The sequence below is a fragment of the Skermanella sp. TT6 genome (assembly GCF_016653635.2).
GTDB lineage: Bacteria > Pseudomonadota > Alphaproteobacteria > Azospirillales > Azospirillaceae > Skermanella > Skermanella cutis.
Genome location: NZ_CP067420.1, coordinates 2165966 through 2184303, shown reverse-complemented (window position 1 = coordinate 2184303; position 18338 = coordinate 2165966). Strand labels below are relative to the sequence as shown.

Below are 18338 nucleotides of genomic sequence, written 5' to 3'. Positions count from 1 at the left end.
AATCCTGCAACGCGCCTGCTCCCCGCTTTGCCGCCGCCTTCGCTTCGCGATGGCGTCGGCCTTCCCGGTCCCCGATGGGAATCGGCCGATACGTATTTCGCGGGATTTAGTTTAATAATCCGTAATCGGTGCGCCTTCCGCTGCGGTAGCGGCGGAGAGGAACGTGCGAGAGCGCGCTCACGGGATGGTCGTCGGCCGGAGGACAAGGAATATTATGGTTAACGTTTAATCAACCAATCCAGGGCCATAGTGTGCGGGCGCCATACTCGGTGCGGTTCTTCCTTGTAGACTTGGGCCCCGCGCGTCATCCGCTGCGGGGCTCTTTTTTGGTCGTCACGCGATCCCGTTCCAGGACCGCTCGCGGGGGGGCACCTGCCAGATATCCAGGAAGCTCCAGACCATGTTCACCGTTTCGCCGTCGTCCGACAACGGGAACAGGCTGTCCGTCAGCCGGACGACGAGTTTGCTCTGCCCGACATAGGGACGGTCGGTGAGCAGAGGCCGGCCTGTGGTCGCGACATACTCATAATCCGTCCATCCCTTGTTGCCAGGGATCAGGAACGGCAGCTCGGAGAAGCGGAGCCCGCGGAGGTTCCTGGAGGTGATCCTGTCGATCGCCGTGCCCAGCAGCCTGAAGCGGAAGTCCAGGGGATCGCGCAGCACCTCGACCAGTGCCGTGGACGACAGGAGGCGTGGAATCTCCACCGGATCGATGTCGGCCCGTGACGGCATGCGGCGGTCGCCGCGTTTGGCCATCCAGTAGGTCCAGGCTTCCGCTACGAGAGGCGACGAAACCGCCGGAAAATCCTCGAGACTGCTCCTGGCATACTCTGCCCAGACACCGATCAAACTTCACCTCAGCTTCACGCGTATCGGATCAGCTTATCCCTACGCTTCCGAACACGCATTGGTCAGGCATTTTCCCTTGAACCCTTATAGATAAATATAATTACGGTACAAAACCCTACCTAGTCCAGACTCGGTATCGACGAGTCAAGATTGTGCAATTTTCCTCCTTCGGTACTATGACCGTAATCACAGCCATGGCCCCTGTCCGGTGAGATGATTCGCTCTATTGTCTCGACTCGCCACGAATCCGAATTTCGATTGTTGAGTCAAGACCGGATCAAGCGGGACACGATATATGTGCGTTCAAACGACTGAAACGGCAGGGCTTCGGACGATCAGGACATTGGCTGTCGTACTGGCGTGCTCCTTCGGCTACGCAGCGGGTGCCGTGGAACAGGCGGCGGTCGGCGACCCCTGGCCGACCGCGGTCCGCGCCGATGTTGCCGGCAAGCCGGCCCCGCGCGAGGCATACATGCCGGCCGCCACACGTTCCGAGCCCAGCCCGCCGAAGCGGATCGAAAAGCTTCTCTGAGCCCCGGGCCGCCGGTCCGGTCAACTCAGATCGTACCATACTCCGTGCTCCCGGCATATGGTACCGACCCCACCGCGCGAGACGGCGCCATGGGAATACTCACGGATCACGGTACGGCATGTGACCGCGGGGCTTCGCCCATCGTCGCCCTTCGACGTTTCGGCAGCCCCGATCGAGACAACCCCGCTGGCCCCCGTCGCAGGATTGCTCCATGCCAGCTTCGATCCGGCGGCTTCCTCCACCAACCTCAGCAGTGCCGCAGCCTCGCGGGGACGGTCCTCGTCGGGCACCAGGGCGGTCGCGGCACGGGTCGCTTCGCTCGCGGCGTAGGCGGCGTCCACCTCGGCCTGCGCCGCCTGCGCGGCCATCAGCTTGTCGTGCGCGGAAATCGCGCCATCGGCCATGGACGGCAGCCCGGTGACCATCGTGGCGCCGCCGGTGGCCATCGCGATCATCATCCGCCGGGCCACGGCCGGTCCATGCTCCGCGGCGATCTCGGTCAGCGCTTCGCGCACGAGATCCGGCGGACGCGGCCCCGTGACGATGCCGGACGCCAGCGTAGGCAACGGAACGCCGACCGTATCGAGCGGCCTCTCGTCGGTTGCCATGGCTTCCGCGTACCGCGCTGCGGCTTCGTCGAACAGCGCGTTGATACCCGTGCGCTCCGCCACCCGATCGAACACGCCCGTCCTCTGGACGGCGGAATAGGCCTGATCGGTCATCTGCTCGACCGCGCAGCCGGTCATCAGCAGAGCGCCCGCGAGCGCCGCGCCGGCCAGCGGCCGGTGCGGGGACTTGAACGGGGTACGCCTGGAAATCGAAGAATCTGAACCGGTACCGGTTTTCACGGTCGCATCCTGTCGCAGTCACCTGTCGGAAGGGCCGTGAGGTGTCTCACATAACTGGTTAACGGATAGTTCCGCTCACCCTCCACTCGCCTTGTCTAAGCGATCGATCGATGCACGATCAAGTATGAGCCGTGCGGCCGCGGTCAGGTCCTTCAATTGTTCCAGGCTGGTCGCGCTGACGATCGGCGCCGTCAGCCCGGGGCGGGCGATCAGCCATGCCAGCGCGACCTGGGACGGATTGGCATCGTGCCGCGCCGCGACCTCGTCCAGTGCCGCCAGGATCGCCAGGCCTCGGTCGTTCAGGTACTTGCTGACGACGCCCTGGCCGCGCGGGCTCTTGCCGGCATCCTCGGGCGAGCGGTACTTGCCGGACAGGAAGCCGCTGGCCAGCGAGTAATAGGAGATCACGCCGAGCTGGTTCTCGCGGCAGATGCCCTCCAGGTCGGCCTCGTATCCGGCACGGTCGAACAGGTTGTATTCCGGTTGGAGCGACTCATAACGTGCCAGGCCCGGCTTGCCGCCGACCTCGAGCGCCTCCCGAAGGCGTGCCGGGCCGAGGTTGGAGGCGCCGACCGCCCTCACCTTTCCCTGGTCGATCAGGTCCTGGTACGCCGCCAGCGTGTCCTCGAAAGGAGTCTCCGGATCGTCCCAGTGGGACTGGTACAGGTCGATATAGTCGGTCCGGAGGCGGCGCAGGGAATCTTCCACCGCGGTCCGGATGTAGGCCGGTGCCAAGCCCTTCTTTCCCGGTCCCATCTCCGACCCGACCTTCGTCGCGATCACCAGCCTGTCGCGGTCGCCTCGGCCCTTGAGCCAGCTCCCGATGATGGTCTCCGACTCGCCGCCCGTGTTGCCGGGCGCCCAGGTCGAATAGGAATCCGCCGTGTCGATGAAATTGAAGCCCTGCTCGACGAAGGCGTCGAGCAGCCGGTGGGAGGTCGGCTCGTCGATCGTCCAGCCGAACACGTTGCCGCCGAGACAGAGCGGGACGACCGTCAGGCCCGACCGGCCGAGTTGCCGCTTTTCCATGTCATCAGTCCCCGGTATCGGTGAAGGATAGCGAAGCGCCGGCGGCGCTTCGCCCTATCATCCAGCGAACACCGAGCCGGTGGAGACGTTCCGTTCCCGGAAGGTCCCTGTCAGATCAGGCATCGGCCGCGGAGAAGATCGACTTCTTGATGATCGCATGGACGCCCCAGTTGCCGTCCACCACCTGTGTGATGCCGAAATCGACGCCCAGCGACATCAGGGAAATGGCTTCGTCCTCGGTCAGCCCCTTCGCGTTCATCAGGAACCGGCGCATCTTTCGGAAAGCGTCCCGGAGGGCGAGATCCACGGACGACTTCTCGTAAATCGCCGACTGGGCGCCGGATCCCAGCTGCTCCAGGTAGTTCGGATAGCTGAATCCGTGCATCACCCAATCCTCCGCCGTCTCCAGCATGGGATAGTCCAGCCCTTCCAGGGCGGTGCCGGCCAGATCGGCGGCCTTGTGCAGGATGAACTGGAACGTTCCGGTGAAGGAACATTCGATCGCCGTACCGCACAGTTCCGAATCACCCTGGGAGGCGTGCGGGTCCCCGGCAGAGAACAGGGCGCCCGGCACGGCCACCGGGTAATACATGGTCGCCCCTTTGCCAAGCCGCCAATTGTCCATGTTGCCGCCGAAATAGGCGGGAGGAACGGAATCGACGAGTTCCGCCTCCCGGGGAGCGACGCCGAGGACCCCGAAATGCGGGCGCACCGGGATGCGGATGCCTTTCAGCACGTCGAAGTTCTTCTGGATCGTCGAGTGATCGACGGGAACGCCGGGATAATCGATCTTGCCATGGACGACCCCGAACGGGTCCGTCTGCGGCGTCCAGCGGTAATTGTAGACGGCCTTGGCCCAGTTCCTCTCCCCGCGCGCGTCGATCTCGTAGATCGTGATGACCTCGCGCTCCTTGGGCTCGGTCAGCAGGTCCTTGTAGTGATAGCCCCACCACGCGGCGGCATTGACCCCGAAGGTCTTGCCGGCGAATTCCGGGTTCGCGCTGGGCCGCGGCTTCATGTCCACGATGCGGACCTCCAGCACGTCGCCCGGCTCTGCTCCCCGGACCGCCACCGGACCGGTGCAGATATGGACGCCGAACCCTTCGCCGGCCCCGCGGCCATGGATCGAGGCATCCATCGGGCCGGCGCCCCGGCGATCGACGTTCTTCTTCTCCCGTGTCCAGTGGAAGACGCTTTCGGCACCGGGATCGCCCGTCACCATCCGTTCGGCATCGTCGTTGGCATGGTGGGTCAGCGTCTCTATCGTGACGTAATCTCCAGGCGAGATTTCGACGCGCGGCTTCAAGCTCTTGCTGAAGTAACCCCAGTGGACCGTGTCGGCCGTGGCCGGCAGGTAGTGGTGGCTGATCCGCTCCGGCTGCCGCACCTGCGCCGCCGCCGACATCGCAGGGGTGACAAGCGACAGTCCGCCGGCTCCCAGGACGCCGGCGCCGCCCGCGGCGGCAAAGGCGCTCTTCAGGAAAGTCCGGCGCTCATGATCCATGGTATTCAGGAAAGCCCGGCGATGCTCCTCGAAATCCGGGCAGTTGCGGTCGTCACCTTGGCACATTTTCTTGCTTCTCCGCTCTGGTCCAGGCCCACCCTGCGCAGGAGCCTGCTGTGCGCCCGCGCCCATAATACCGTATGCAAGTTATAGGCCTTACGGGAGGCAAGCCACGATGGTCTGGACAAGCGGGATATTGCCCGTCCAAACAGCACATCGACCAACATCGGAGCACTTTCGAACGATCGCGCGACTCGCGATAACAAGTCGCTCAGGCGCGTTGACACCTCATATCTTATGAGTTAATACTTTAGATATAAGCGCTGCAGGGGGATGTCTTCTGAAAAGAGCGCCATCGCCCCCCAGGGTTGCAACAACTCAGCGCCCCAATCAGAAGTACCGGGACCCAAGCGACATGAAAATCATGCAGTTCATGCTAAGTCGTGCAAATGGCGGCGCTGAGATGCATTTTGCCGATATGGTGATGGCGCTGCACAGACACGGCATCGATCAAGTGGTCATCGCCAATCCCCTCTCAGATCGTTACGAAGATTTGAGGTCAGCTGGAGTGAAGCTGGTACTGTCACACGGATGGCAGGCCAAATCCTTAATTCCGCGCTGGTACATCAGGCGAGCGATCGCCTATGAAAAACCCGATATCATACAGTGCTGGATGCGGCGAGCGGCGACGATGACTCCAATCACCGCCATCCCGACGATCGGGTGGTTCGGTGGCTATTATGATCCCGCGAACTTCGCCTCCTGCAAGTATTTCATCGGCGTCACTCCCGGCATCGTGGATCATATGGTTGCCAAGGGAGTCCCTCCGGCGCGGGCGTACTGCGTCAATACTTTTTCCAGCGCCAACGACCAAGCACCAGCCTCACGGGCGGAAATCGGCACGCCCGATGGCGTTCCGGTTCTGCTGACGCTGTCCCGCCTCCATATCAAGAAGGGTCTCGACATCGCCATAAAGGCGCTGGCCTCCATCCCAGACTGTCACCTGTGGATCGCGGGCGACGGGCCACTGGAAGCTGAACTCAAGTCCCTGGCAGGGAGCACAGGGGTAGCCGACAGGGTCAAGTTTCTGGGATGGCGCTCTGACCGGGGCGCTCTCCTGCGCGCGGCGGATATCTGCCTGCTGCCATCCCGGTATGAGCCGTTCGGAACCGTCATTCTCGAGGCTTGGCAAAACCGCACGCCGATCATATCCGCCATGTCTGCCGGGCCTCGCGAAACGATACGCCACGCTGACGACGGTCTCATGGTGCCCATCGATGACGTGGAAGCCTTGGCTGACAGCATACGCCGGATCCTGATCGAACCGGAACTTGCCGACCGCCTCACTTCCAGGGGAAGCGCTCGGTACCACGGCCACTTCACCGAGGAAAGGGCGGTTGGCCGTTTGCTGAGCATCTACGAGGGAATCCATTCGGCAACGCCTATGAGCGTAATGCCGGAGTTGGTGTCGGTCGGAAGTTCGTGAAGGTGTGTATGCTCGACGTCTCCAGCATGTCAAATCATCAGTCCCAAGAAGCTGTCAGGCAAACCTTGGATCCTCTAGGGCCAAATATAGCTTGGTGACTATGCCAATATTCATGGAATGACTGAGCATAACAGTCTTGTTGTTCTGACCGATGATCAATGGGCGGTTTCGAGACCGCTGATCGATGAGTGCCGGCCGCGGGGGCAAAACGGGGTCGGTTGCGCTTCGCGAAACCATCGAGGCGATTGTCTGGCGCCATCGCAATGGTGCCAAATGGCGAAGTGTCCCGGCTGATCTGGTGCCGTGGTGGCGGGCGGCACAAACTTTCATCCGCTGGAGCCAACTGGGCGTCTGGGAGCGGCTTCTGGAACAGGTTCAGGACCGTAGCATTGAGTTGGGCATGTCATTTCTCGACAGGACTTCGACCAGGGCGCACCACAAGGGGGCGGGGGCGTTCAAAAAGGCTCACGAATTGCCGCTGGCGCGCGATCTGGTCGACTGCCTGCCCGGTATTCCCGGCTGGGTCGTTGGCGACAAAGGCTATGCCTCCCACGCCTTCCGCCAGCTCATTTGGGACCACGGCGCGCGGCCGGCGATCCCGGCCAAGAACAAGGACGCGCCTGTGACCTGTCCCGGATGGGTATATGACAATCGCAACCGCGTGGAACGGCTGTGGGCACATCTGAAGGAAAGGCGCGCCGTCGCCACCCGGTATGAGAAGACCGCCTGTTTCTTCATGGGCGTTCTCTGCATTGCTGCAACCTTCTATTAGATGAACCAAGAACTCAATTCATAACAGATCATAAGCCACCCTTTATCCAACGCTTTTCTTCGGAAGCACTGTATAGCTTGCATCGATGCCGCGTGCGATCTGTACGAACCCGACCATTGCCGACTACATAGCCATAACATTTACTCGTGTGGCTGGTCGAAGGCGAGATCACCGGACTGACCGGGTTACTTGTTTTGCTCGGGATCATCTTTCTCCCCGCGGCAAAGATACCCCTCGCTGCGTTTTCCACCTCCGACCGTTGCCTCGCCATCGGCGCGCTTGTCGGGGTCATCACCTTCATATGGCCCCTGCCAAGCAGCCAAAGCGCTTTCAGCAATGGAAGCGGCGGCCTCCTGCGGCTGTCGCTTGACACCAAACGTCCGACCGTCGCTCCAGCGTTGACGAGTGAGCGGCCAGCGCCAATTAAGCGCCATGACCCCGCGCTCATCCCCCTTTTCCCTTCTTTCCATTGGCAAGGCGCTGTTTTTAGCCGCACTTGCTGGGATTATCCCCCATGCTTCCATGGCCGCACAGGTGCCCCGCCCGATGGATCGGGCGGCGCTCGACGGGGCGCTCGCGCAGGCCGCCGACTTGGCGGCCCTCCGTTCGCTGATCGTCGCCCGCGACGGCGTTCCGGTCGTGGAGCGTATCTTCGACGGGCCAGGCCTGGACAGCCCTGTGAACGTCAAGTCGCTGTCGAAGACCGTGATCGCGGCGCTGACCGGCATCGCCATCGACCAGGGCGTCTTCGAGGGAGTGGATCAGCCGATCGTCGAGATCCTGGGCAGCCAGGTGCCCGCCGGCGCCGATCCGCGGCTGGGACGGGTGACCATCGACCATCTGCTGGCGATGCGCTCCGGGTTGGAGCGGACATCAGGTTCCTTCTATGGCCGATGGGTGACCAGCCGCGATTGGGTGAGCTTCGCCCTCGCGCGCCCCTTCGTCGACGAGCCGGGAGGCGGCATGCTCTACTCCACCGGCAACTCCCACATCCTGTCCGCCGCCCTGACCCGAGCGGCCGGGCGCAGCACCCTGGCCCTGGCACGCGACTGGCTCGGCGAGCCGCTGGGCATCGAGGTGCCGGTTTGGCAGCGCGATCCACAGGGCATCTATTTCGGCGGCAACAACATGCTGCTGTCGCCCCGTGCCCTTCTCCGCTTCGGTGAGCTTTACCGCAACGGCGGCGTGGCGGACGGGCGCCGCATCCTGTCGGAAGACTGGATCCGCGCCTCCTGGACCCCGCAGGCCCGATCGGTGCATACCGGGGACAGCTACGGCTATGGCTGGTTCATCCGGGAAATGCAGGGGCATACCGTCTATTACGCCTGGGGCTATGGCGGGCAGATGCTCTATGTCGTGCCCGACCTGGGACTCACCGTGGTCATGACATCCGACCCGGACTCGCCCTCGGGGCGGACCGGCTATGTCCGGGACCTGCATTTCCTGATGGCCGAAGGGATCATTCCGGCTACAGAATAGTTTCCGCCGGTCGCGCACCCGAAAAATCGGGTAATCCCTCCCCCGGCTTTTCCCGGCCGTCGTCGCTTACCGGTTAGGGTTGTATTGGTCTGTCGCCTTAACAATGATAGATTCGGTTGCCAGGGATACGGTCGGCGTCACCCGGCCAGGGTGACCGCACGGTCCGACCCACAGGTCGACGGCCGATGAATCGTGCCACCTGCGCAATGACCGCAGCATGACCGCTTCTGACGGCCGCTCTCAGAGGGAGGCAGGAAGATGGCGAACAGAACCGCGACGAACGGATCTACGGTCCGGGAAGTGGCTTACGGCGAAGCCTATCCCGGCGTGCGCAAGATCGATTTGAACGACATCAGGGATTCCCTATCGAAAGGAGTCGACGACTTCCTCGCGATGCCGACGCAATTGCTTTTCTTAGGCATCATCTATCCGCTGGTCGGCGTGGTCGCCGCTCGCTGGGCTTATGGCGCCGACCTCCGCCCGCTGCTTTACCCGATGATCGCTGGGTTGACGCTGATGGGGCCGGTCGCCGCCATCGGCATCTACGAACTCAGCCGACGCCGCGAACAGGGCAAGCCCGTCTCCTGGCTGAATGCCTTCGACGTGCTGAAATCCCCGGCGATCGGGTCGATCATGGTGCTGGCCGTCGGACTGGCCGCGCTTTTCGTCGCGTGGCTCGCCGCCGCCTCCGGGATATACGAGGCGACCCTGGGCGCGTCCATGGCGGCGCCCGAGGGCGGATTCCTCTACCGGGTCTTCAACACGGCCGAGGGATGGCAGATGATCTTCCTCGGCAACCTGGTCGGATTCCTGTTCGCCGTGGTGGTGCTGGCGACTTCCGTCGTGTCGTTCCCGCTGCTGCTGGACCGCGACGTCGGGCCGGTCGCAGCGGTCAAGACCTCGCTCCGGGCCGTCATGGCCAATCCTGTCCCGATGGCGGCCTGGGGCCTCGTGGTCGCCGTGTCTATCGCGGTCGGATCCGTGCCCTTCTTCGTCGGCTTGGCGGTCGTGATGCCGATCCTGGGTCATGCCACTTGGCATCTGTACCGCAAGGTCATCGTGAACTGATCAACTCTGTGTGATTGGAAAAGCGCCGGGCGCAACAGCTTTACGGGTTTCGTGTTGTTCCTGTAGACACCTTTAGATTTCAGGAACATCGCGAAATGCGCACGCTTTCAACCGCTTCGTTCCTTCTCGCCGCGGCAGGCCTGACCCTGGCCGGCTGCGGCGAGAATGCGTCGCTTCCGGTTTCCGCGGGCACGGGTCCGAACCCGGAACTGCCTGCTCCCAACGAGGAGTCGCCGATCCCCACCGTCCATATCGCCCCTGCGAAGGGCTGGGCAGAGGGCGACAAGCCGACCGCCGCCCAGGGCCTCGGCGTGACCGAGTTCGCCGCCGGCCTGGATCATCCCCGCTGGCTCCACGTGCTGCCCAACGGCGACGTCCTGGTAGCCGAATCCAACGCCCCGCCCAAGGACGAGGACGGCGGAATCAAGGGCTGGGTCATGAACCTGGTGATGAGCAGGGCCGGTGCCGGCGTACCCAGCGCCAACCGGATCAGCCTGCTGCGCGACGGCGACGGCGACGGCATCGCCGAGACCAAGACAGCGTTCCTGGAGAATCTGTTCTCGCCGTTCGGCATGTTCCTGGTCGGCAACGACCTGTACGTGGCGAACGCCGACGCGATCGTGCGGTTTCCCTATGAGGAAGGCCAGACGAAGATCACGGCGCCGGGAACCAAGGTGGTCGATCTGCCGGCAGGCATCAATCATCATTGGACCAAGAACGTCATCGCCAGCCCGGACGGCAATCTGCTGTACGCGACCGTCGGATCGAACAGCAATATCGGCGAGAACGGCATGGAGATGGAGGAAGGCCGCGCCGCGGTCTGGGAGATCAACCCGCAGACCGGCGAGCACCGGATCTTCGCCTCGGGCCTCCGCAATCCGAACGGTCTAGACTGGGAGCCCACCACCGGCATGCTGTGGACCGCGGTCAACGAGCGCGACGAGATCGGCGGCGACCTGGTGCCGGACTACATGACGTCGGTCCAGGACGGCGGCTTCTACGGCTGGCCCTACAGCTACTACGGGCAGCACGTGGATGTCCGCGTCGAACCGCAGCGGCCCGATCTGGTCGAACGGGCGATCGTGCCGGACTACGCCCTCGGCCCCCATACGGCCTCCCTGGGCCTCGCCTTCTCCGACGAGAACACGCTGACCGACCAGTTCTCCAACGGGGTTTTCATCGGCCAGCACGGGTCCTGGAACCGCAAGCCGCGCAGCGGCTACAAGGTCATCTTCGTCCCCTTCGCCGACGGCAAGCCGTCGGGCGATCCGGTCGACGTGCTGACCGGCTTCGTCAACGATCAGGGCGACGCGCTGGGCCGGCCGGTAGACGTGGCGCCCGATGGCAAGGGCGGGCTGCTGGTGACCGACGACGTCGGCAACCGGGTCTGGCGCGTCGGTGTCGAAACGACCGTGGGCCAGGCGGCCCAGCGGTAAGCCAGGTCAGGAGACTATCCCGGCCATGCGGGCCAAGGTCAGCCGCCATCCCCGAAGGCTCCTGACCCGCTGGCCCAGCTCGGCGGCGCTGCGCAGTTCCTGGCTTTCCAGGCGGCTGCGCAGCTTCGCCATCTGGTGCTGGTCCCGCTGGCGGGCCATGTCGTCGTCGGACAGCGCCTCGCCCCGGCTGGGCGGCGGGGCGGAGGCGTCGAAGCTGCCGCCGGCCCGCCGCAATGCGGCGGCCGGGTCGGCGCCGTCCCGCATCATTTCCGCCGCCTTCTCGATGAAGGGCCTGGCCGCTTCAGGCACGCGGACGGTGACGCTGGTCAGCCCGTCGGCATCCGCGGGCCGCTGAACCGGCGCCGCTGTCCGTGCCGCCCGGGTTTTCTGTCGCGCCGCACCGCGGTTGCTGTTTCGTGCCATCATTCACCGATTGCTGGACATCCCGCCAATAAACCGCGGGAATATCAGATTAACTCGTCAATGACCACCCAGATAGGCCGCGGCAACCTGCGGGTTTTCGGCGATCTCCGCCCCCGGACCTTGCAGCGTTATCGTGCCGCTCTCCAGCACATAGGCATAGTCGGCGATTTCCAGCGCCGCCTGGGCGTTCTGCTCGACCAGGAGGATGGTCGCGCCTTCGCGCTTTAGGTCGGCGATGATCCGGAAGATCTCCTCGACGAACAAGGGGGCCAGCCCCATGCTCGGCTCGTCCAGCAGCAGCAGGCGGGGTGCGCCCATCAGCGCGCGCCCGATGGCGAGCATCTGCTGCTCGCCGCCCGACAGCAGGCCCGCCTGCTGGGACAGCCGCTCACGCAGACGGGGGAAACGCTCGAGAACGCGGTCGCGGCGCCTGGCGTACTCCGCCGCACCGGGCGCCTGGAGCCCGCCGAGCTGGAGATTCTCGTCCACGGTCATTTCGGCGAAGACCTGCCGGCCTTCCGGGACCTGACGGATGCCCAACCGGGCGACGCGATGAGCCGCGCTGCCGGTGATGTCGGCGCCGTCGAAGCGGACGGTACCGGCGGTCGGCTTCAGAAGGCCGGCCAGGCCGCGCATGGTGGTGGTCTTGCCGGCCCCGTTGGCACCGATCAGGCAGACCACGCCGCCGATCGGGACGGACAGGTCGATCCCCTTGACCGCCGTGGTCCTGCCATAGCCGAGGTGAAGACCGGATACTTCGAGAAGAGTGCTCATGCGCCGTGCGCCTTCGCCAGACGTTCGGCAACCTTGGTGCCGAGATAGGCCTCGATCACGGCCGGATCGTCGCGCACCTCGCGGGCGGTGCCCTCGGCGATCTTGCGGCCGAAGTTCAGCACGGTGATGCGGTCGCACAGGTCCATGACGAAGCCCATGTTGTGCTCGACCAGCAGAAGCGTGATGTCGCGGCGGGCCACTTGGCGGAGCAGCGCCGCGAGGTCGCGGGTCTCCGTCGGGTTCATGCCGGCGGCGGGTTCGTCCAGCAGCAGCAGGCGCGGATTGCCGGCCAGCGCGCGGGCGATCTCCAGCCGGCGCTGGTCGCCGTAGGAAAGGTCGCCGGACCGCAGCCCCGCCTTGTCGGCGAGTCTCACGAACTCCAGCAATTCCATGGCCTTCGCCTTGGCCGCCCGTTCCTCCCGCCGGAATGCGGGCAGGCGCAGCAGCGCCGCGAGGCCGGACGACTCCAGGCGCGTATGCATCCCGGTCATGACGTTCTCGACCACCGTCATGTCGGAGAACATGCGGATGTTCTGGAACGTGCGGGCGACGCCCAACCGGGTCCGCTCGTACGGGGCCGCGCCGGTGATCTCGTGCCCATCGAGCGTCAGCGTGCCCGACGTCGGCGGCAGGAGCCCCGAGACCAGATTGAAGAACGTGGTCTTGCCGGCCCCGTTGGGGCCGATGATGCCGTGGACGGAACCCGCCGCCACATCGACGTCGACCTGGTTGACGGCCAGCAGCCCGGTGAACTGCTTGGAGACCTGCCGGGCGGAAAGCAGGATGGTCATGGCGCCCGCCTCAGCCTGAAGGGAATGACGCCGCGCGGCAGGAACAGCACCGCGACGACGATGATCAGCCCGTTGATCACGAGCCGGAAATCCTGGAGCGGACGCAGCACCTCGGGCAGCGCCGTCAGGATCATGGCGCCGATCACCGGGGCGATTGGGGTGCCGATGCCGCCCAGCAGCGCGAAGCTGAGGATCGTCACGGCCATTTCGAAACCGAATTCATTGGGACCGATGAAGCTGTTGCTATGCGCCGTCAGGCACCCGGCCAGCCCCGCCAGCATGGAGGAGACGATCAGCGCCCCCAGCTTGTAGCGCGGCAGGTTGACGCCCATCACGCTGGCCACAGCCTCGTCCTCGCGCATCGCCTCCATGGCGCGGCCGATCTTCGACCTGCCGACCATCCAGAATCCGACGACGCCGAGCAAGAGCAGCAGATAGATCAGCCAAAGGTCCGCCTTGCGCGGGATGCCGGACAGGCCGAGCGCCCCGCCGGTCAGCCCTTCGGCATTGATGTAGAGGACGCGCAGCACCTCGCCCAGCGCGATGGTGGAGATCGCCAGGTAGACGCCGCTGAGCCGCAGCGTCGGGCCGCCGATCACCAGCGCGACCAGGGCCGGCGCGAGCGCCGACAGCGGCAGCACCAGCCAGAAAGGCAGTCCCAGGTTCAGCGTCAGCAGCGCCCCGGTATAGGCGCCGATGCCCATGAAGGCGGCCTGCCCCAGGGAGAGCTGCCCCACGGCCATCACGCAATACATCGACAGGGCCAGCAGCCCATGGACCCCGAGAGCGTGGATCAGCGTCTCGTAGGTGAACAGGAAGTCGTCGAGCCAGATGGGCATGGCGTCAGGCCCTCTTCGCCTGGGCGCGGCCGAACAGGCCGACCGGGCGGAACCACAGGGTCAGCACCAGGATGGTGAAGGCGACCGCCTCCCTGGCGTTGGACGAGATGTAGCCGGCCGTCAGCACTTCCAGCAGGCCCAGCAGCACGCCGGCGATCAGCGCGCCGCGGATGTCGCCCAGGCCGCCGATGATGATGACGGCGAAGCCCCGCAGCATCATGTGCTCGCCCATGAAGGGCTGGATCGCGTTGAAGTTCAGGCCGATCAGGACCCCGGCCGCGCCGCCCAGCATGCCGGACAGGAAGGAGACGGCCGCGACGGTCAGGCCGACATTGATGCCCATCAGGCGGGCGGCGTCCTCGTTCTCCGCAAGGGCGCGGATCATCAGGCCGAGCTTGGTACGCTGGAGCAGCACGAACAGCAGGGCCACCAGCACCAGCGTGGTGCCGATGATCAGGATCTGCACCGTGGAGATCCGGACATCACCGAATTCGAGGGCGGAGTTGTCGACGAAGCCGAAGGGGAAGCGCTGGATGTCGGTGCCGATGAAGACGGCCATCAGCGAATAGAGCGCCAGCACGGCGCCCAGGGTCACCATCAGCGACGCCAGTTCGCCGGCCTTGGCCCGGCGGAGCCGCGTCAGCAGGAGCCAGTCCGCAACGACGGCCACCAGCCCGGCCGCGACTGCGCCCAGCGGCAGCGCCACCCAGATGTTGGCGCCAAGCTCGCGCGCGGCGGTCAGCGCCACGAAGGCGCCGACCGAGAAATAGAAGCCATAGGTCAGGTTGATGACCCGGAGCACGCCGAAGATCAGCGTGAACCCCAGCGCGAAAAGCGCATAGGTCGAACCCAGCACCAGGCCGTTGACCAATTGTTGGGACAGCATGGAAGGTAGGCGCCAATTCGTGGATCTGGAAACGCCCCGCAAAGCGGAAGCCCGCCGCGAGGGCGGGCCTCCCTTAGCACGGTGCGTCGGCCGGAACTACTCCAGGATTTCGAACCGGCCATTTTTCATGGACAGCACGACGACGCCCTCGTTGGAGGCGGGATCGCGGCCCTCGGTGAAGGTGAACGGCCCCATGACGCCGTTGAAGTCGGTCTTGTAGAGCGCCTGGCGGATCTTGTCGCTATCGGCCGCACCCGCCCGGTCGATCGCCTGGGCCACGATGTACATCGTGTCGTAGGCCTGGGCGGCGAACTGGTCCGGGTCCTTGCCGTTCCGCTGCTTGTAGTCGGCCACGAACTTCCGGTTCGCCTCGTCCGGCTTGGCGATGAACCAGGGGCTGCCGACCAGCAGGCCGTCGGCCGCGGCGCCGGCGATCTCCCCCAGCTTCGGCGAGTTGGCGCCGTTGCCGCCGATGAAGCGGACGCTGCTGGGAATGCCGAGCTGGCGCGCCTGGAGGACGACGCCGGAGATCGGCTCGACCAGCGCCGAGATGGTGATGGCGTCGACGCCGAGACCCTTGATCTTGGTGAGCTGGGCCGAGAAATCGGTGTCCTTGCTGCCGAAGGTCTCGATCGTCGCGATCTCCAGCCCCAGCTCCTCGGCCGCGGCTTTCATGCTGTCGAAGCCCGACTTGCTGAAGGCGTCGTCGTTCGCGTACATCATCGCGATCTTCTTGATGCCGAACTTCTCCTGCGCCGTCTTCAGCGTGACCGGGACGACGTCGGATTCCGGCAGCGACGTGCGGAAGATGAACGGGCCGATCTCGGTGATGCCCTTTGCGGTGGTCGAGGTGCCGACCGTGACCACCTCGCGGCCGTTGGTGACCGGGCCGACGGCGAACATCTCGTTGGACAGCGTCGGGCCGATCACGACCGGCACCTTGTCGCGGCCGACCAGCTTGCGCGCGGCGTTCACCGCCTGGTCCTTGTTGCCGGCCGAGTCCTCGACGATCAGCGCCAGCTTCTTGCCGCCGAGCACGCCGCCCTTGGCGTTGATCTCGTCCATCGCCAGTTCGAGGCCGCCCTTGATGGCGGTGCCGTAGGCGGCACTCGGCCCGGACAGGATCTCGATGGCGCCGATGGTCACCGTCTCCTGCGCCATGACAGGCGTCGCCAGGAGCGAACCGAGCGTGATCGCCCCTACCGTCGCAAGCATCCTGGACATGTTATTTCTCCCTGAGTTTTCCCGCTGGCCCGGAACTTGTCCGGCCGGCTCTCAAAATGCAAGCTCCGACCCTACGACCGGGCAGTCCCGTAGGTCGGCTAAAGCGAAGCGGCAGCCGATAGAGCAGGCGCGTTGCCGTCGGCTGCCGCTTCGCTTTAGCCGACCTACGATTCCTGCAATCAAAGGTATGTTGTGTCGATAGGGTGCGGGTTCTGACCTATGGCGCCGAGGTCTCCGCGAAGCCGATCAGCTCGGCGCCATCCTCGACTTGGTCGCCGACGGCGTAGCGGACCTTCTCGACGGTGCCGTCCGCGGGCGCCTTGATGGTGTGCTCCATCTTCATCGCCTCCATCACCACCAGCGGCTGGCCCCTGGTGACCACGGCTCCCGGTTCGGTCAGCACGGCGATGATTTTGCCCGGCATCAGGGCGATCAGGCGGCTGCCCGGCGCTTCCGCCGCGTCGGCGCCGGCCAGCGGCTCGATCAGGGTCAGGCGGTGGCTGCCGCGCTCCCGGAACACGGCGATGTCGGCGCTCCGTCGCACGACGGTCCCCTTCAGCCTCCGGCCGCCGAGGTCGGCGGACAACGTGCCGTCAGGGGCCAGGCGGCCCGACGCCTCCACGGTGCCGCCGGGCAGGTCCGGCCGATAGCGCTGGCGGCGATAGATCAGGTAGACCGGCCGGTCCGTCCTGTTGTCGCGGAAGGTGAGCGTGTCGTGGGCGTCGTCGTTCAGACCCCAGCCATCGCTGCCCGCCCACGGGCTGTATGGGACGACCAACGCCGTCGCGATCGCCCGCATCTTAAATCCTCACAACCACTTACTCTCCGCACCCTTTGAGCTTAACTCTGGAAGGTTTTGTGGAAACTTTACTCTGGATTGTCTGACGCTAGATAATGTGAATCAAAAAAGTTCTTTCTGTGGATCGGGCGGCAATGGAGATAGAAAACTAATGCTTTTTACCTCGACAAGGCGAGGACTTTCATCTTTTCTGCGCTCAACAAATCCTCGAACACTGACACGTGCGTCGAGCAGTCTTCTCGGCTCCACTCCCTCAACTCTCGTGTATATGCATCTTATATCTTGTAGTTCATGGTTTGCAATACCTCTAAGCTCAAACCTTTTTGCATCTAAATCTATTTCTCTAATCGTACCCTGAAGCTCTATAAATTCATTACTCACAACAGGCTGGACTAACATTTTCCCTATTTGCTGACGCAATGCTGGGGTTAACTCAGCCGGCCGTCGTTCTTCGATGGCAGAAGTAACACCGATTGCTGATACACCGGTTCGGCCGGACGGCGCAATACGGCGGACTGCGACTAGAGCAGCATCACGAATCTTCGGGTCATCAATTACGTCAGCGACCTGTCGAGTCGCATCCACTGGATCCATTATCTCAATTGTGTGAGAAACGTCATTAATCACTCGAAGTGCATTCTGCGTCGCTTTGAAGAGAGTATCTTCTTGCTGCAATAAATTTGCATGACGCTTGCGCTCTCGCGGAAGCGGTACATTAAACCCGATGTAAAGACTGCCTCGTGCCAATCCTGATAGCTCTAGATCAATGTCAGCTACTGTGACTCTATGCTCGGGAAGCATTCCCGCAATAGATTTTGTTAAATTGCGAACCTGATCCTTAACATTGTTAAACAAGCTTGATACCAACGAAATACGCGGCATCGTCTCGACGGCCGCTCCCTCCACATGCAGAAGAAGCTCAGAGTTATCCTTAGCTTTTGCCAGAGGCATCTCATTGACATAGATTTGGTCTAAAAGGCGAGCATATCGGCCATAGACCGGTTCAAAATCGAACCCCAATTCTTGTGCTCGCATTCTCCAAATCGCTATTTCTTCATGGATCACACGAGCACGCTGTTCGACTTGCTCAACCCAGGTTGTCATGGCACAATCCTTAATAGCCCCTTCCGGGCACCTGGCATCAATCCGCGCCTAAGGGCTTCATCTATTCTAACATACTCGAAAAACGCACGCAGGTCTCTTTGGGCCCCAGGAGCATAAACCCAGAAATCAACACGGAACTGATCTTTAACCATTTGATATTGTGTAGCGTTCACGTAAAACCAGTGGTTGCGCGTTGCGTCAGAATCGTCAGTTAAATCGAAAACGACATCAATGTCCTTGGGGTTCGCTTTGTCGCTGGTGAACCCACCATCGATTAGAATGCATTGAGGAAGCGGTTGATTTCGGACCCAAACCAAAAAACGGTTGAAATCGCCCCACAGCTGCCGCCGGTGGCCATTTCCTGTATATGCACTTTGAACTTCATCCAATGTACAGTTGTGCTGCCCTACCGGCAGGACACCATGTTGTGTAAGCTGGGGAATGGGCATGCGAACGTCTTAAATCCGTCCTTATGGCTGCCAAACCTTTTGCTGC

At 63.4% G+C, this 18338-nt stretch carries 19 protein-coding genes and 1 pseudogene; 6 read left to right on the top strand and 14 right to left on the bottom strand.

Features of this window, described 5'->3' with window-relative positions; all coding sequences use genetic code 11:
- Nucleotides 1-333: 333 nt before the first annotated feature.
- Nucleotides 334-756, bottom strand: coding sequence for a PAS domain-containing protein (locus tag IGS68_RS10300; RefSeq protein ID WP_201079613.1), 423 nt, complete (start codon nucleotides 754-756; stop codon nucleotides 334-336).
- Nucleotides 757-1192: 436 nt separating this feature from the next.
- Here IGS68_RS10300 and IGS68_RS10295 point away from each other — a divergent pair, with 436 nt between their 5' ends.
- On the top strand, nucleotides 1193-1381 hold the full coding sequence (locus IGS68_RS10295) for a hypothetical protein (RefSeq protein ID WP_201079611.1): 189 nt from the start codon (nucleotides 1193-1195) through the stop codon (nucleotides 1379-1381).
- A 20-nt stretch (nucleotides 1382-1401) separates the two neighbouring features.
- On the opposite strand, the gene IGS68_RS10290 is transcribed toward IGS68_RS10295, so the two are convergent.
- From IGS68_RS10290 to IGS68_RS10280, 3 genes are all read right to left on the bottom strand, one after another.
- Nucleotides 1402-2229, bottom strand: a complete 828-nt coding sequence (locus tag IGS68_RS10290) for a hypothetical protein (RefSeq protein ID WP_201079609.1) — start codon at nucleotides 2227-2229, stop codon at nucleotides 1402-1404.
- A gap of 75 nt (nucleotides 2230-2304) precedes the next feature.
- A complete protein-coding gene (locus tag IGS68_RS10285; RefSeq protein WP_201079607.1) occupies nucleotides 2305-3258 on the bottom strand; it encodes an aldo/keto reductase in 954 nt (317 codons plus the stop codon).
- Nucleotides 3259-3373: 115 nt separating this feature from the next.
- Nucleotides 3374-4828, bottom strand: coding sequence for an acetamidase/formamidase family protein (locus IGS68_RS10280; RefSeq protein WP_201079605.1), 1455 nt, complete (start codon nucleotides 4826-4828; stop codon nucleotides 3374-3376).
- Between the two features lie 349 nt (nucleotides 4829-5177).
- Here IGS68_RS10280 and IGS68_RS10275 point away from each other — a divergent pair, with 349 nt between their 5' ends.
- Nucleotides 5178-6248, top strand: coding sequence for a glycosyltransferase (locus IGS68_RS10275; protein WP_201079603.1), 1071 nt, complete (start codon nucleotides 5178-5180; stop codon nucleotides 6246-6248).
- A gap of 117 nt (nucleotides 6249-6365) precedes the next feature.
- Nucleotides 6366-7020 (top strand): annotated as a pseudogene (locus IGS68_RS10270) (transposase).
- A 185-nt stretch (nucleotides 7021-7205) separates the two neighbouring features.
- Here IGS68_RS10270 and IGS68_RS10265 read toward each other — a convergent pair.
- The gene (locus tag IGS68_RS10265) at nucleotides 7206-7544 is read right to left on the bottom strand and encodes a hypothetical protein (protein WP_201081742.1); all 339 of its coding nucleotides are present in this window, start codon (nucleotides 7542-7544) and stop codon (nucleotides 7206-7208) included.
- Between IGS68_RS10265 and IGS68_RS10260 the strand changes: the two genes are divergently transcribed.
- The 3 genes from IGS68_RS10260 (at nucleotide 7543) to IGS68_RS10250 (ending at nucleotide 11003) form a co-directional block, all read left to right on the top strand.
- Nucleotides 7543-8499: a serine hydrolase domain-containing protein gene (locus tag IGS68_RS10260; RefSeq protein ID WP_247881265.1), complete on the top strand. Its 957-nt coding sequence runs from the start codon at nucleotides 7543-7545 to the stop codon at nucleotides 8497-8499. The genes IGS68_RS10265 and IGS68_RS10260 overlap by 2 nt on opposite strands.
- Before the next feature lie 258 nt (nucleotides 8500-8757).
- On the top strand, nucleotides 8758-9567 hold the full coding sequence (locus IGS68_RS10255) for a DUF2189 domain-containing protein (RefSeq protein WP_201079599.1): 810 nt from the start codon (nucleotides 8758-8760) through the stop codon (nucleotides 9565-9567).
- 95 nt (nucleotides 9568-9662) lie between these two features.
- Entirely contained in the window at nucleotides 9663-11003 is a 1341-nt protein-coding gene (locus tag IGS68_RS10250; protein WP_201079597.1) for a PQQ-dependent sugar dehydrogenase, read from the top strand.
- A gap of 6 nt (nucleotides 11004-11009) precedes the next feature.
- On the opposite strand, the gene IGS68_RS10245 is transcribed toward IGS68_RS10250, so the two are convergent.
- The 9 genes from IGS68_RS10245 to IGS68_RS10205 form a co-directional block, all read right to left on the bottom strand.
- Complete coding sequence (locus tag IGS68_RS10245) at nucleotides 11010-11429, bottom strand: hypothetical protein (RefSeq protein WP_201079595.1); 420 nt, start codon at nucleotides 11427-11429, stop codon at nucleotides 11010-11012.
- Nucleotides 11430-11483: 54 nt separating this feature from the next.
- Nucleotides 11484-12200, bottom strand: a complete 717-nt coding sequence (locus IGS68_RS10240; protein WP_201079593.1) for an ABC transporter ATP-binding protein — start codon at nucleotides 12198-12200, stop codon at nucleotides 11484-11486.
- A complete protein-coding gene (locus IGS68_RS10235) occupies nucleotides 12197-12991 on the bottom strand; it encodes an ABC transporter ATP-binding protein (protein ID WP_201079591.1) in 795 nt (264 codons plus the stop codon). The genes IGS68_RS10240 and IGS68_RS10235 overlap by 4 nt, the downstream gene beginning before the upstream one ends.
- Nucleotides 12988-13830, bottom strand: a complete 843-nt coding sequence (locus tag IGS68_RS10230; RefSeq protein WP_201079589.1) for a branched-chain amino acid ABC transporter permease — start codon at nucleotides 13828-13830, stop codon at nucleotides 12988-12990. The genes IGS68_RS10235 and IGS68_RS10230 overlap by 4 nt, the downstream gene beginning before the upstream one ends.
- A 4-nt stretch (nucleotides 13831-13834) precedes the next feature.
- A complete protein-coding gene (locus tag IGS68_RS10225) occupies nucleotides 13835-14716 on the bottom strand; it encodes a branched-chain amino acid ABC transporter permease (protein ID WP_201079586.1) in 882 nt (293 codons plus the stop codon).
- Nucleotides 14717-14812: 96 nt separating this feature from the next.
- Nucleotides 14813-15940 (bottom strand): ABC transporter substrate-binding protein, encoded by a 1128-nt coding sequence (locus tag IGS68_RS10220; RefSeq protein WP_201079584.1) that lies wholly within the window; start codon nucleotides 15938-15940, stop codon nucleotides 14813-14815.
- Between the two features lie 217 nt (nucleotides 15941-16157).
- A complete protein-coding gene (locus IGS68_RS10215; RefSeq protein ID WP_201079581.1) occupies nucleotides 16158-16739 on the bottom strand; it encodes an acyl-CoA carboxylase biotin carboxyl carrier protein subunit in 582 nt (193 codons plus the stop codon).
- A gap of 102 nt (nucleotides 16740-16841) precedes the next feature.
- On the bottom strand, nucleotides 16842-17843 hold the full coding sequence (locus IGS68_RS10210; protein WP_201079579.1) for a hypothetical protein: 1002 nt from the start codon (nucleotides 17841-17843) through the stop codon (nucleotides 16842-16844).
- A complete protein-coding gene (locus IGS68_RS10205; RefSeq protein WP_201079577.1) occupies nucleotides 17840-18292 on the bottom strand; it encodes a DUF6932 family protein in 453 nt (150 codons plus the stop codon). Before IGS68_RS10205 ends, IGS68_RS10210 begins: the two co-directional genes overlap by 4 nt.
- Nucleotides 18293-18338 lie beyond the last annotated feature (46 nt).

What these genes read in the sequence shown, in the direction of transcription:
- IGS68_RS10300 (WP_201079613.1), bottom strand. Translation starts at nt 756, where the DNA reads ATGGCCAAACGCGGCGACCGCCGCATGCCGTCACGGGCCGACATCGAT.
- IGS68_RS10285 (WP_201079607.1), bottom strand. Translation starts at nt 3,258, where the DNA reads ATGGAAAAGCGGCAACTCGGCCGGTCGGGCCTGACGGTCGTCCCGCTC.
- IGS68_RS10280 (WP_201079605.1), bottom strand. Translation starts at nt 4,828, where the DNA reads ATGTGCCAAGGTGACGACCGCAACTGCCCGGATTTCGAGGAGCATCGC.
- IGS68_RS10275 (WP_201079603.1), top strand. Translation starts at nt 5,178, where the DNA reads ATGAAAATCATGCAGTTCATGCTAAGTCGTGCAAATGGCGGCGCTGAG.
- IGS68_RS10260 (WP_247881265.1), top strand. Translation starts at nt 7,543, where the DNA reads ATGGCCGCACAGGTGCCCCGCCCGATGGATCGGGCGGCGCTCGACGGG.
- IGS68_RS10265 (WP_201081742.1), bottom strand. Translation starts at nt 7,544, where the DNA reads ATGGAAGCATGGGGGATAATCCCAGCAAGTGCGGCTAAAAACAGCGCC.
- IGS68_RS10255 (WP_201079599.1), top strand. Translation starts at nt 8,758, where the DNA reads ATGGCGAACAGAACCGCGACGAACGGATCTACGGTCCGGGAAGTGGCT.
- IGS68_RS10250 (WP_201079597.1), top strand. Translation starts at nt 9,663, where the DNA reads ATGCGCACGCTTTCAACCGCTTCGTTCCTTCTCGCCGCGGCAGGCCTG.
- IGS68_RS10245 (WP_201079595.1), bottom strand. Translation starts at nt 11,429, where the DNA reads ATGATGGCACGAAACAGCAACCGCGGTGCGGCGCGACAGAAAACCCGG.
- IGS68_RS10240 (WP_201079593.1), bottom strand. Translation starts at nt 12,200, where the DNA reads ATGAGCACTCTTCTCGAAGTATCCGGTCTTCACCTCGGCTATGGCAGG.
- IGS68_RS10235 (WP_201079591.1), bottom strand. Translation starts at nt 12,991, where the DNA reads ATGACCATCCTGCTTTCCGCCCGGCAGGTCTCCAAGCAGTTCACCGGG.
- IGS68_RS10230 (WP_201079589.1), bottom strand. Translation starts at nt 13,830, where the DNA reads ATGCCCATCTGGCTCGACGACTTCCTGTTCACCTACGAGACGCTGATC.
- IGS68_RS10225 (WP_201079586.1), bottom strand. Translation starts at nt 14,716, where the DNA reads ATGCTGTCCCAACAATTGGTCAACGGCCTGGTGCTGGGTTCGACCTAT.
- IGS68_RS10220 (WP_201079584.1), bottom strand. Translation starts at nt 15,940, where the DNA reads ATGTCCAGGATGCTTGCGACGGTAGGGGCGATCACGCTCGGTTCGCTC.
- IGS68_RS10215 (WP_201079581.1), bottom strand. Translation starts at nt 16,739, where the DNA reads ATGCGGGCGATCGCGACGGCGTTGGTCGTCCCATACAGCCCGTGGGCG.
- IGS68_RS10210 (WP_201079579.1), bottom strand. Translation starts at nt 17,843, where the DNA reads ATGACAACCTGGGTTGAGCAAGTCGAACAGCGTGCTCGTGTGATCCAT.
- IGS68_RS10205 (WP_201079577.1), bottom strand. Translation starts at nt 18,292, where the DNA reads ATGCCCATTCCCCAGCTTACACAACATGGTGTCCTGCCGGTAGGGCAG.